Source organism: Collinsella sp. TF12-2AT, from assembly GCF_003436735.1.
Classification (GTDB): domain Bacteria; phylum Actinomycetota; class Coriobacteriia; order Coriobacteriales; family Coriobacteriaceae; genus Collinsella.
Window position 1 is genome coordinate 152914 of sequence record NZ_QSQK01000003.1, and the last position, 12343, is coordinate 165256.

The window sequence follows — 12343 nt, forward strand, 5'->3', positions numbered from 1 at the left end:
CCGGGCTGGCAAGGACTGTCCCAATATGTCGGCACTTGGGGACGTTCCTTTCCTGCCGGCACTCATTGGGGACAGACTTAAATGAGCGATTTCACTCATTTAAGTCTGTCCCCAATGAGTAGGTTGGAAAAAATTGCGCCTGTCGCTTAAAAATAGTTCGCCTGGGTTTACTATTACCCTAGAAAAGTAGCTGAAGGCTAACAACGGGGGATAGCATGGCGACAAAGCAAGCGTATGTCCAGGTCAGCGGGCTCAGGAAACACTACGGCGACGGTGATGCGCGCCTGACGGTACTCGACGGCATCGACACGTCCATCAACCGCGGCGAGATCTGCGTCATGCTGGGGCCCTCGGGCTCGGGCAAGTCGACCTTTCTCAACCTGATCGGCGGCCTGGAGGATGCCGACGGCGGCTCCATCATGGTGGACGGCTGCGATCTCACGGCGCTCAAGCCCGCCGATCTGGGCGAGTACCGACGCCGCGAGCTGGGCTTTGTCTTCCAGTTCTACAACCTGGTGCCCGACCTTACCATCAAGGAAAACATCGAGGTCATGGCGCACCTGTCCAAAAACCCGCTCAATGTCGACGATCTGCTGCGCTCGCTGGGCCTCTACGAGCACCGCAACAAGTTTCCGCGCCAGGTCTCGGGCGGCCAGCAGCAGCGCTGCGCCATCGGCCGTGCGCTCGTCAAAAATCCGGGCCTGCTGCTGTGCGATGAGCCCACGGGCGCGCTCGACTACAAGACATCCAAGGAAATCTTGCGGCTCATGGAGGATGTCAACCGCACCTACGGCTGCACCATCATCATTGTCACCCACAATGCGGCCATCGCGCACATGGCAAATCGCGTGCTGCGCCTGCGCGACGGGCGCATCGTCGAGGACGAGCTCAACGAGTCGCCCGTCGCGGCCGCCGAGCTCGATTGGTAGGCGGCGCCATGACACCTCTCGCAAAACGTCTCCCGCGCGAGCTGCGCCGCAATATCGGCAAGTACCTGGGCATCTTTTTGCTTATGTGCGGAAGCATCGCCCTCACGTCGGGCTTTTTGCTCGCGGCGCATTCCATCGGTTGCCTCATTGACGACATGCGCGACGACTACACGATTGAGGACGGCCGCGTGACTACTTCCTTCGAGGCCACCAAAGACCAGCTCAAGGCAGCCAAGGATGCAGCCGACGACGTCGGCGGCGTCACGCTCTACAAGAATTTCTCCATCGATGCCATCATCAAAAAGACCGCCGGCGACGACGGCACCAAACGCACGCTGCGCACCTATGCGCACCGCACCAAGGTCGATATCGCGTCCTACTGCGAAGGCAAGCAGCCAAAGGCGGACGACGAGGTGGCCATCGACCGCGTCTTTGCCACCAACAACGACCTCGCCATCGGCGATAAAGTCGAGCTCGAGGGGCGCACCTACACCATCTGCGGCATCATGACCCAGCCCGATAGCCAGGCGCTGTTCCTCAACAATTCGGACTTTACGGTGAACACCATCACGTACGGCGTGGCCGAGGTCACCGACGCCGGTTTTGCTGCGCTCGAGGATGCCGGCGGCGCGCCTGCCTACACCTACTCCTTCACCTTTGCCGATCGCGACCTCCCCACCGCGGATCGCATCGATGCGGAGCAGGATATGGTCGAGGCGCTGACCGATGCCGATGCGCGCGTGGACGATCTGATCGATGCCGATTCCAACCAGGGCATTGGCTATGCGCGCGACGACGTGGACGGCGACTCCATGATGTGGATGACGTTGCTCGACATCATCATCGTGATCATGGCGTTTGTCTTTGTGGTGCTCACCGACGCCACCATCGAGGAGGAGAGCGCCATCATCGGCACGCTGCTCGCCAGCGGCTATCGCCGCCGCGAGATCGTGCTGCACTACCTGGCACTTCCCGCCATCGTGGGCGTGGTCGCGGCGCTTTTGGGCACCGCACTCGGCGTTGCGTTCTTTACCGAGCCCATGCGCGGTCTCTACTACGGCTCGTACAGCCTGCCGCCCTTCCAGGTGTACTGGAGCTGGGAGATCTTCGTGAAGTGTGCCGTGGTTCCCGCCGCCGCGCTCATTCTCATCACGCTGGTGGGTCTGCTTCGCAAGATGGGCAAGACGCCGTTGCAGTTCCTTCGTCACGAGGCGAGCGGTAAGTCGGGCACCAAGCGCGGTATGCAGCTGCCGGAGCGCATGGGCTTTGTCTCGCGCTTTCGCCTGCGCGTTTTCCTGCGCAACCTGGGCAACTTCGCCACGCTCTTCGTGGGCATTGCGTTTGCCTCGCTGCTGCTGCTCTTTGGCCTGGCGATTCTGCCCACGATGACGCACTACGCGGACAACCTCGAGACGAGCCTGGTCGCCGAGCACCAGTACACGCTTAAGGCTCCGCTGGAGCTCGAGGGCACTGCCGAGGAGCGCGAGCAGTGGTCGGCACTCGAGCGCTTGCAGTCGGTTGACGGCGCGCTGCTTTCCGCCGCCCAGGATGCCGATGACGAGCTTGACGACGCGGCCGATGCGGCGCAGGCGGCAGCCGACGCCGCGAACGCATCTCCGTCTGCCGAGAGCCTGGCCGCAGCGCAGGATGCGCTCGCCAAGGTCCAGGACAAGAGGGATGCGCTCTACGCGCGCCTTGACGATCTTGCCGATGCCCTCGGCTGCGACCGCGATGAGGCTATCGACCTGATCGACAAGGCGTCGAAAATCGACACTGACAACGACGATATCCACCCGGTCAATACGACCGACAACGGCGCGGGCGCAATCGCGCAGGCCGAGAAATATGCCGTCTACCAGCTGCAATACGACCGAGGCGAGGGAAACGGCACAGAGGCCATCTCTGTCTACGGCATCTCGCCCAACTCGCGCTACTGGAAGAACCTCGATGTCGGCGACGGCCGCGTTGTCTTTGGCGGCGGCCTGCTCGACAAGTTTGGCTGGAGCGAGGGCCAGAAGGTCGCGCTCAGCGACAAGTACGAGGGCGAGCACTATTCCCTTGAGTATGCGGGCAAGGACTGCGCCTGGGGCTCCAAGTCGGACATGAATATCTACATGAGTATCGACGACTTTAACGAGCTGTTCGGCAACGATGCCGCCTACTTCAACGGCTATGTGAGCGATGAGGAGCTCGACCTCGATGCGCGCTACTTTGCCGGCGACACCACGCCCGACGACATGCGCGCCGTGGGTGACCAGTTCATCGGCATGATGAGCAAAATGATCGGAATGATGATCGGGCTCGCGGTGTTTATCTTCCTGCTGTTTATGTACCTGCTGACCAAAGCGGTGATCGACCACAGCGCCCGTTCGATCAGCTACATGAAAGTCTTTGGCTATCGCGATAGCGAGATCTCGCATCTGTACATCCGCTCGATCACGCTGTGCGTGGTGGCATCGCTCGTGCTGAGCCTGCCGGTCATTATTGGCTCGCTCACGGCCATCTTCCGCTCGATGCTGCTCGCCTATAACGGCAATATCGAGATTTACGTGCCCACTTGGTCCATGGCGGCGTGCGTGGGCATCGGCTTTGCAACTTACCTGGTCGTGGCGCTGCTACACACGCGCTCTATCAAGCACGTCAGCCTAGCCGAGGCCCTCAAGGTGCAAGAGTAGTCATCGGGGACGTTCTTGAACGACTAGTCATCGGGGACGGTCTTTGCCGATTCGCCGGCTCGCCGGCCGGGCTGGCAAGGACTGTCCTCAACTGTCGGCAGGAAGGGAACGTTCCTAGCTGCCACTCATTTAAGTCCGTCCCCAATGAGTGGTTTCACTCATTTAAGTCTGTCCCCAATGAGTGCCTAACGACTCGGTGTTGCGCTTGACTTCGACCCTACTTCAACGGGTACCATCCTCTTATGTCTGTAACGCCATATAGACCGAGGGGATAGATCTATGACCGCAACTGCACCCGCAGCACCCGCTAAGGTGTACTTCACCAACCTGCGCACGCATGCTCGCGAGAGCCAGCTCGACAAGCTCAAGCGCCTCATTCGCCGCGCCGGTATCGAGCAGATCGACTTTGAGAACAAGTTCGTCGCCATCAAGATTCACTTTGGCGAGCTGGGCAATCTGAGCTTTTTGCGCCCCAACTACGCCCGCGCCGTCGCAGATGTCGTGAAGGAGCTGGGTGGCAAGCCCTTCCTCACCGATTGCAACACGCTCTATGTGGGTAGCCGCAAAAACGCGCTCGAGCACATCGACACCGCGTATCAGAACGGCTTTACCCCGTATGCCACGGGCTGCCAGATCATCATCGCCGACGGCCTCAAGGGCACCGACGAGGCACTCGTCCCGGTCGAGGGCGGTGAGTACGTGCGCGAGGCAAAGATCGGTCAGGCGCTCATGGACGCCGACATCGTGATTAGCCTCACCCACTTTAAGGGCCATGAGCAGGCGGGCTTTGGCGGCGCCATGAAGAACCTGGGCATGGGAGGCGGCAGCCGTGCCGGCAAGATGGAGCAGCATGCCGCCGGCAAGCCGAGCGTCGATACTACCAACTGCGTAGGTTGCCGTGCCTGCGAGAAGATTTGCGCGCACAGCGCCATCACGTTTGACGGTACGCGTGAGCGCGAGCTTGCCAACGGCAGCACCCGCACGGTTCACGTGGCTGCCATCGACCACGATCGCTGCGTGGGCTGCGGACGCTGCATTGCGGCGTGCAACCAGGACTGCATCAAGCCCGACTATGATGCCGCGGCCGACGTACTCAACTACAAGATCGCCGAGTATACGAAGGCCATTGTCCAGGATCGCCCCAGCTTCCATATTTCGCTCGCAATGGACATCAGCCCCAATTGCGATTGCCATCCCGAGAATGACACGCCTATCGTCAACGATATCGGCATGTTCGCGAGCTTCGACCCGGTCGCCATCGATCAGGCCTGCGCCGACGCTGTCCTGGCGTCCGAGCCGTTGCCTAACACCGAGCTTACCGACAGCGCGGCCAAGATGGAGCATAACCACGAGCATTTGGAGGGCGAGCAGGCCAAGGATCCCTTCTGCATCACGCATCCCGACACCGACTGGCGCGCGTGCATCGCTCATGCCGAGAAGATCGGCCTGGGCACGAGTAAGTACGAGCTCATCGAGGTCAAGTAGCACCTAGCTATTGGACAAAACAAGCGCCTCTGTGGCGTAAGTCGAGCAAAATCCGCCCGCGAGCACAGCGCTCGCGGGCGGATTTCCGGAAGTATGCGGCAAATTTCGAGACCGCCGAGCACACGACGTTTTTTGGCAACAAAACCCTTGATAAATTGTTGATAAAACTGCGGTCTGGTCGGCAGTTCCAGATTTTGCCGCATACTTCGAAAATAGGGGGTCAGATAAAGCCCCGGACGTTGCTTTTTGCCTAAAAATTCTTTCCGAGGAAGTCGTCGACCGTATTCCAGTAGAGCTCGGGGTCAACTTGCGCACTCTTGGCGTGGGTGGCGCCATGGATGGTGAGCTTTTGCTTGACCTTGCTGGCGCACGCGTCGTAGTTTTGGTCGAGCATGCTGTACGGCACAAAGGTGTCCTGGTCGCCGTGGATAAACAGCATGGGAACCGTCGCGTGTTTGAGTTGCTCCACACTGCTCGCCTTATGAAAGTCGTAGCCCGCGCGCACGTTGCACACCAAGTTTGCTACATCGAGCAAGGGAAAGCTGGGCAGGCCGAACACGTCCTTGAGCTGCAGAGAAAACTCGTCCCAAACACTCGTATAACCGCAGTCCTCGATGATGCATTTCACGTTGGGCGGCAAAGATTCTCCCGCGACGTTCATGACGGTTGCCGCACCCATCGACTCGCCAAAGACTAGGATGCGCGCCTCGGGGTCAGCTTGAACGATTCGCTCGATCCACGCGACGATGTCGAGGCGCTCGGGCCAGCCCATGCCGATATAGTCGCCGCCGGAGCGCTCGTGGGCGCGGGCGGCGGGTGCGAGTACGTTCATGCCGCGGTCATGGAATCGTTTGGCGTATCGGGCCATACCGATAGGCTCATCGGTGTATCCGTGTAAGCAGACAGCGTAATTGTGTGTGGTCTCTGGGGCGGCAAAATACCAAGCGGCAAGTTCGGTTCCGTCATCTGCGGTGAGGCTACTGCTCTCGCGGTTCTCTTTAAACCATGCCCGCGCCTCGGTTCCCTCGGCATCCGGCTGCTCACTTTCTTTGTCGTCCTTGCCGTCCTGCATCATCTTCATGGTGTAGGGGGCACGAGGGTTCAGGGCAAAGTCGAACAGAAAGTTGCCGGCAAATCCGAGCAGCGCAACGACAGCCACCAGTGCAACGATGCCGGCTATCTTGAGCTTTCGATGGGAACGTGCGTTTTGAGACATAAGAAGCTTTCCTATAAGATGTTAATACATCAACATTTAATGCAAGCGCATTATGGACGTTCGCCGTTGATGCGTCAACAGACAAAGAATGGGTAAACAAAGGGTCACGTATGGTGCAAATTTCGCACGCGCCCAGACGCTTTGATATAGTGTTGAGAACTCTTTTATGTTGGAGGATGTAACCGGCATGTCCGATTCGAGCGACAGTTCTAAGCCGCGACCCAAGACCGCGGCCGTTCCACACTACACGGTGGGCGAGGAGATCATGAACTCCGTCACCCATGGTGTCGGCTGCCTGCTGGGTATCGCGGGCCTGGTGCTCCTGATCGTATTCGCTGCCCTGCGCGGCGGAGGCCCGGCCCACATGGCCGCGGCGATTGTCTATGGTGTCAGCATTATCCTCGAATACCTAGCCTCCACGCTCTACCACGCGATTCAGCCCGCGGGCGCCAAGCGTGTGTTTCGCATCATCGACCACAGCTGCATCTACCTGCTCATTGCCGGCAGCTATACGCCGTTTTGCCTCATCACGCTCGCAAACGACGGCGGCCCTGCGCTGTTCTTTGCCGTGTGGGCCATCGCCATCGTCGGGATTGCCCTCGAGTGCTTTATGCGCGAGCGTCAACCGCACTGGGTAAGTGGCCTGGTCTACCTGCTGATGGGCTGGCTTGTCGTCTTTAAGCTGCCCGAGCTCGTGTCGCTGCTCAACCCCGTGGCGCTTGCCCTGCTCGCCGTCGGCGGCGTGTGCTACACCGTGGGCGTGCCGTTCTATATCGCCAAAAACGTGCGTTACCTGCACAGTGTGTTTCACTTGTGGGTGCTCGCCGGCAGTATCTTCCAGTTCATGGCGGTGATCCTCTTCGTAATCTAGCGATCGCTCCTGTGCCCGCGGGCCCATCCAAGCGGCCGCCGGGCGCAACTGCCCTATCCGTCACCTACGCTTACTACCCAACGTCCCGAATCTTGGAGGTTCGAGAAACTCCCGATGGACATAACCATCTCCCTTATTACCACGCTCGTTTTAACGCTTATCAACGGCTACTTCTCCATGTCCGAGATGGCTCTCACCACGGCTAAGCGCGCCGTGTTGGAACACGATGCCGAGGAGGGCGATAAGCGCGCCGAGCGCGCCGTCCAGCTCGCCGCCGATTCCGACCAGCTGCTCGCCACCATCCAGGTCGCCATCACGCTCGTGGGCTTCGCCTCGTCCGCCGTCGCCTCGACGAGCCTGTCCGACCCGCTCGCCACATGGCTCATGAGCTTTGGCATCGCGCCGCTTTCCGCCATTGCGCGCGGCCTGGCGCCGGTCATCATCACCGTCGCGGTCGCCTTCGTGTCCATCGTGATCGGCGAGCTCGTGCCCAAGCGCATTGGTCTGGCCAACGCCGAGGGCGTATCCAAGCAGGTCGTGGGACCGCTTTCCGTGTTCCAAAAGATCGCCCGCCCGCTCGTGTGGCTGACTGGTGCCTGCTCCGACGGCCTGGCCCGCATCCTGCGCATCAAGAGCGCCGATGACCGCCAGAACGTCTCGGAGGAAGAGATCAAGTACATGGTCTCGGAGCAGGACGACCTGCTCGACGAGGAAAAGCGCATGATCCACGAGATCTTTGACCTGGGCGACACCGTTGCCCGCGAGGTCATGGTGCCGCGCGTGGACACCACCATGTGCGAGGACGACGAGACAGTCGCCGACGTGCTGTCCACCATGCGCCAGACCGGCTTCAGTCGCATCCCCGTCTATCACGAGGACCCCGACAATGTCGCGGGCATCGCGCACATCAAGGACCTGATCCAGCCCGCGCTCTACGGCAAGGGCGACCAGCCCATTGCCGACTTTTTGCGCGACGCCACCTTTGTGCCCGATACCAAGGACATCCTGCCGCTGCTGTCCGAGATGCAGACCTCGCACGACCAGATCGTGGTCGTCGTGGACGAGTACGGCGGCACGGCCGGCATCATCACCATCGAGGACATCGTCGAGGAGATCGTCGGCGAGATCGAGGACGAGTTCGACCCCGACAACAAGTACCTCACGCGCCTCTCGCGCCGCGAGTGGCTCGTCGATGGGCGTTTTTCGTGCGATGACGCGATTGAGCTTGGTTGGCCGCTCGAGGAAAGCGATGATTATGAGACCATCGCCGGCTGGATTTTGGAGCTTTGCGACTCGGTGCCCGACATCGGAGAGGTGTTTGAGGTCGCAGGGTACAAGTTCAAGGTACAGTCGATGCGTGGCCAGCGTATCTCGCTCATTCGCGTGATCGCTCCGGCCGAAACCGATAAGAAGGATTCCGAGTCCCCGGCAGAGAAGCCGGCGGCGTCGGGTGCGGGCTCTGTGGATCCGCACGATGGCGACGAGTAGGGCAAGGACGAGTAGGGGAGAGTTATGGCAGGCCTGTTCAACATCCTTAAGGTCACCGTCAGCGAGGACAAGATTTGCGCGCACGTGCTGGTGAACCCCGGCATGCCGCTCATGACCTCGGAGGATATCGAGGCCACGGCGCGCGTGTACTACCTGGTGCCCGCGATTGCCAAGCATCTGTGCCTGGGCGATTCGGGTCGCGAGTTCCAGGACTGCATGGGCCAGACCGAGCTTTGCCACCTGCTGGAGCACGTGACGGTCGAGCTCATGAACGAGACCGGTCTTGCCGGTAGCATCTCGTGCGGCCGCACGCGCGTAAGCGAGCATGACGAGCGTGTCTTTGAGGTCGAGCTTTCGTGCCCCGACGACGCACTGGCCATCGGTGCGCTGTCGTCGGCCACCTTTATGATGGACTGGGCGTACCTGCACGCCGACCAGCCTGCCCCCGACGTGGAAGGCACGGTCGCGGGCCTGCGCAACCTGGTGCTGGGCATGCGCGCCGAGGCCGAGGGCAAGGATCCTCACGAGGCCGTCGCTGCTGCGAACGGCGAAGATGCTGCCGAGGACGAGGGTGCTGACGAGGGCGATGTGCCGGTCGACGCCGAGCCCGTTGCCGATGCGACCGCCGAGCCCGTTCCCACCGAGCCCCAGGGCGCCCCCAACTTTGACGACGAGCCCCAGGTGGCGATTGATACCGAGGGCGCGGTTGCCGAGAACCACGAGGCCTCCGCTGCCGTCTTTGGCGGTGCTGCGACGGTTCCGGTAGGACCTGCGCATGAGGGCGGCCTGCCGCTCGTGGACGGCGCCGGCGAGGACCCGGGTGCCACGGTGGCCATGCCGGCTATGCCTCAGGAGTAGGCCTACGCGTTTATCGCCATCACGTACCTGCGCCTTTGCCGTACGCAGATGAGCGGAGCGGCAAGTGATGCGCTGCGGGTATAATGGACAGCATTCAAACGGTGGGCACCGACGTGCCCGCAGGAGAGGAATGATCATGGGTAAGACTTTCAGCTTTGTCTCCGGCGCACTTTTTGGTGCCGCTGCCGGCGCTATTATCGGTGTTGCTCTGGCCCCGCGCTCGGGCGCCGAGACCCGCGCCATGGCTGCCGATATCGCCAACGACGCCTGGGACAATATGCGCGACACCTACGAGCACAGCGCCGAGGAGGCCCGTGCTGCGGTGAATGACTTTGGCCCGATGGTCGACGCCAAGACCGACGACCTGCGCGCCAAGGTCGACCTGGCCCGCGAGCGCATGGACCAGCTGCGCGAGCAACTCAACGACGCCATTTCGGGCGGCAACGTGACGCCTGCCGCCGACGTCGTGGTCGAAAACGCCGTCGAGGCTGATACCGAGGCTGCGGAGCCCTCGACCGAGGCATAATGCGCGCCGGGGATTTTGTCGGCGCCAAGATCTATCGCAAGCCTACCGAGGACAAGCGCACCAAAAAGGACGGCACGCCGCGCAGCCCTAAAAAGCTCGGAAAGATTCACTTTCCGGTCTTTACCCCGGGCGGTACGCGCGTGGTCGGCTTTATGGTCCGCCAGTCCGATATCGCGGGCATGATCGAGCGTCCCGATCGATTCGTAGCGCTCGACGCCATTGGTGTCTACGAGGGCGCCATTGCGGTCGATGACGTCAAGGACACGTACGATGCCGCCGCCGCCAAGCGCCTCGACATCAACCTGGACGATTGCATCATCTGGGTCGGTATGGACGTGCGCACGGAATCGGGCGACGTCGTGGGCTATTGCTCGGACGTTGAGTTCAAGCCGCGCTCGGGCATCGTGCAGGCATTCTATGTGACCGCCGGTGCTGCTTCGAGTGTTTTGGTTGGTGACACGCAGGTGCCGCCGACGATGCTGCGCGGCTACGAGAACGGCGCGATGGTCGTCTCGGACGAGGTCAAGTCGCTCGGGTATTCGGGCGGTGCGGCTGCCAAGGCCGCCGAGGCCAGCGTCGTGGTGGGCGACAAGGTCAAAAAGGGCGCCAAGGTGCTCGATGACAAGGGATCGGTCGCCGTGGACAAGGGCAGCCGCGCACTGGGCAAGCAGCTCGGCAAGACGCGCGGTATGTTCAAGGCCTTTAAGGACGAATACCAAAAGGCGAGCGGAGGCTCGTCAAAAGCTACAAAATAGCGACGTACCAAATGATGGGAGGCAAGCCGGAGACCTGTTGCTCCGGCTTGCTGTGTTTATGGGGGAGGGCACATGCGCCAAAACGGATCCAACTTAAACGGGCGTTCGGGCGCGCGTCCGACGGCGCGCCGCGACCTGGGGCAGCTGCCCAGCGGTCAGCGCCGCCGTCACCGTAAGCCCGGCGCGATGTATCTCAACCATAGCCGCGGCTTTAGCGATCGCAGCGCGCGCATCGGCAACAGCCGCACACCCCGTCGTTCGTCTCGCCTGCCCTACGCGCTCATCGCCGTGGGTTGCGCGCTCGTGCTGTTTATCGCTGCCGTCGTGGGCTACGTCAACCGCAGTGTGGACGTGGAGCTCAACGGCCAGAAGACAGCGGTGCGTGTGGGCTCTACGCTGCAGAATCTCATCGACGACCAGGAGTTGACTGACACCTACGACGCAGGCGACCTGCTGGCCGTCGATGACAGCGTGCTCAAGCGCCATGGGGGCGAAAAGCTGTCGGTGAAGGTCGACGGCAAGCGCGTGAAGCAGGGCAAATGGGATAGCCGCGAACTTGAGGGCGGCGAGAAGGTGACGGTCAAGGATGGCCGTAACACCTACGAGAAGCACGAGGTTCAGGCTACGGTTATCGAGCCCAAGCTCAAGGTCGAGGGTACGGGCGCTATCGAGTATGTGCAGACGTGGGGTGTCCAGGGCCGCTCCGAGGTGTGGGTCGGCGAGCAATCGGGCAAGACACAGGACCGCGGCGAGGTCGTGCCCGCCACCGATTGCGTCGTTGCGTGCGCCAGCGTGGCGCCCAAGGGCAACAAAAAGTACGTGGCGCTGACGTTTGACGAGGGTCCGAGCAGCGCTACCAAGCAGATCTTGCAGGTACTCAAGGAAAAGGGCGTCACCGCGACGTTCTTCCTGTCGGGCGATGCGGCCGAGGCATCGCCTGCCACGGCCAAGGCGATTGTCGATGCCGGGTGCGAGATCGGATCCAACAGCTACAGCGACGATTCGCTCAAGGGTCAGGACCGTGAGGCGGTACGCGAACAGATCACGAAAGGCACCGATGCGATTAAGTCGGCGACCGGCGTGAAGACGATGCTGCTGCGTGCTCCCTACGCTGCCTTTGACGAGCAAAACTGGATTGATGCGATGGACCTGGTCTCCGCCGTGGTCTCGTGGAATATTGACTCGGGCGACTGGCTGCTCAACGGTGCCGACGAGCAGGTCTCGACGGTGCTCGATTCGGTGACGCCGGGCAATATCGTGCTGCTCACCGATAGAGACGAATGCGCCGAGCAGACGCTCGAGGCGCTGCCGCAGATTATCGACGGCCTCATTGCCGATGGCTACAAGATCGTGACGCTCAGCGACCTGGTCAAGACGGACGCGTCGCTGAGCAAAAAGCTCACCTCGCTGACGAAGGTCACCATGCCCAAGGATGCCGTGTTCCCCCAACTTGCCGAGGACAACGACACCACAGAGTAGTTATTGGGTAGTCATTTAAGAACGTCCATTACAGTCGAAATTGTCAGCCCGGGACCGTCTC

General features: G+C 61.3%; 10 protein-coding genes. 9 read left to right on the forward strand and 1 reads right to left on the reverse strand.

Annotated elements, in window-relative coordinates:
• Positions 1-215: 215 nt before the first annotated feature.
• The 3 genes from DXD24_RS03740 (at position 216) to DXD24_RS03750 (ending at position 5089) form a co-directional block, all read left to right on the forward strand.
• A complete protein-coding gene (locus DXD24_RS03740) occupies positions 216-929 on the forward strand; it encodes an ABC transporter ATP-binding protein (RefSeq protein WP_117646188.1) in 714 nt (237 codons plus the stop codon).
• 8 nt (positions 930-937) lie between these two features.
• Positions 938-3604, forward strand: a complete 2667-nt coding sequence (locus tag DXD24_RS03745) for an ABC transporter permease (protein ID WP_117646189.1) — start codon at positions 938-940, stop codon at positions 3602-3604.
• 279 nt (positions 3605-3883) lie between these two features.
• Entirely contained in the window at positions 3884-5089 is a 1206-nt protein-coding gene (locus DXD24_RS03750; RefSeq protein WP_117646190.1) for a DUF362 domain-containing protein, read from the forward strand.
• Between the two features lie 250 nt (positions 5090-5339).
• Here DXD24_RS03750 and DXD24_RS03755 read toward each other — a convergent pair whose 3' ends face one another.
• Positions 5340-6305: an alpha/beta hydrolase gene (locus DXD24_RS03755; protein ID WP_117646191.1), complete on the reverse strand. Its 966-nt coding sequence runs from the start codon at positions 6303-6305 to the stop codon at positions 5340-5342.
• A 187-nt stretch (positions 6306-6492) separates the two neighbouring features.
• Between DXD24_RS03755 and DXD24_RS03760 the strand changes: the two genes are divergently transcribed.
• From DXD24_RS03760 to DXD24_RS03785, 6 genes are all read left to right on the forward strand, one after another.
• The gene (locus tag DXD24_RS03760) at positions 6493-7176 is read left to right on the forward strand and encodes a hemolysin III family protein (RefSeq protein WP_199407970.1); all 684 of its coding nucleotides are present in this window, start codon (positions 6493-6495) and stop codon (positions 7174-7176) included.
• Positions 7177-7290: 114 nt separating this feature from the next.
• A complete protein-coding gene (locus DXD24_RS03765) occupies positions 7291-8664 on the forward strand; it encodes a hemolysin family protein (protein ID WP_117646192.1) in 1374 nt (457 codons plus the stop codon).
• 24 nt (positions 8665-8688) lie between these two features.
• On the forward strand, positions 8689-9522 hold the full coding sequence (locus DXD24_RS10240) for a hypothetical protein (protein ID WP_233502314.1): 834 nt from the start codon (positions 8689-8691) through the stop codon (positions 9520-9522).
• Between the two features lie 136 nt (positions 9523-9658).
• On the forward strand, positions 9659-10048 hold the full coding sequence (locus DXD24_RS03775; protein WP_099432470.1) for a YtxH domain-containing protein: 390 nt from the start codon (positions 9659-9661) through the stop codon (positions 10046-10048).
• On the forward strand, positions 10048-10803 hold the full coding sequence (locus DXD24_RS03780) for a hypothetical protein (RefSeq protein ID WP_055252569.1): 756 nt from the start codon (positions 10048-10050) through the stop codon (positions 10801-10803). The genes DXD24_RS03775 and DXD24_RS03780 overlap by 1 nt, the downstream gene beginning before the upstream one ends.
• 72 nt (positions 10804-10875) lie before the next feature.
• Entirely contained in the window at positions 10876-12282 is a 1407-nt protein-coding gene (locus tag DXD24_RS03785; protein ID WP_233502315.1) for a polysaccharide deacetylase family protein, read from the forward strand.
• The last annotated feature ends 61 nt before the right edge of the window (positions 12283-12343 follow it).

Bases quoted from the DNA above. Each gene is read 5' to 3' on its own strand.
- DXD24_RS03740 (WP_117646188.1), top strand. From the start codon at position 216: ATGGCGACAAAGCAAGCGTATGTCCAGGTCAGCGGGCTCAGGAAACAC.
- DXD24_RS03745 (WP_117646189.1), top strand. From the start codon at position 938: ATGACACCTCTCGCAAAACGTCTCCCGCGCGAGCTGCGCCGCAATATC.
- DXD24_RS03750 (WP_117646190.1), top strand. From the start codon at position 3,884: ATGACCGCAACTGCACCCGCAGCACCCGCTAAGGTGTACTTCACCAAC.
- DXD24_RS03755 (WP_117646191.1), bottom strand. From the start codon at position 6,305: ATGTCTCAAAACGCACGTTCCCATCGAAAGCTCAAGATAGCCGGCATC.
- DXD24_RS03760 (WP_199407970.1), top strand. From the start codon at position 6,493: ATGTCCGATTCGAGCGACAGTTCTAAGCCGCGACCCAAGACCGCGGCC.
- DXD24_RS03765 (WP_117646192.1), top strand. From the start codon at position 7,291: ATGGACATAACCATCTCCCTTATTACCACGCTCGTTTTAACGCTTATC.
- DXD24_RS10240 (WP_233502314.1), top strand. From the start codon at position 8,689: ATGGCAGGCCTGTTCAACATCCTTAAGGTCACCGTCAGCGAGGACAAG.
- DXD24_RS03775 (WP_099432470.1), top strand. From the start codon at position 9,659: ATGGGTAAGACTTTCAGCTTTGTCTCCGGCGCACTTTTTGGTGCCGCT.
- DXD24_RS03780 (WP_055252569.1), top strand. From the start codon at position 10,048: ATGCGCGCCGGGGATTTTGTCGGCGCCAAGATCTATCGCAAGCCTACC.
- DXD24_RS03785 (WP_233502315.1), top strand. From the start codon at position 10,876: ATGCGCCAAAACGGATCCAACTTAAACGGGCGTTCGGGCGCGCGTCCG.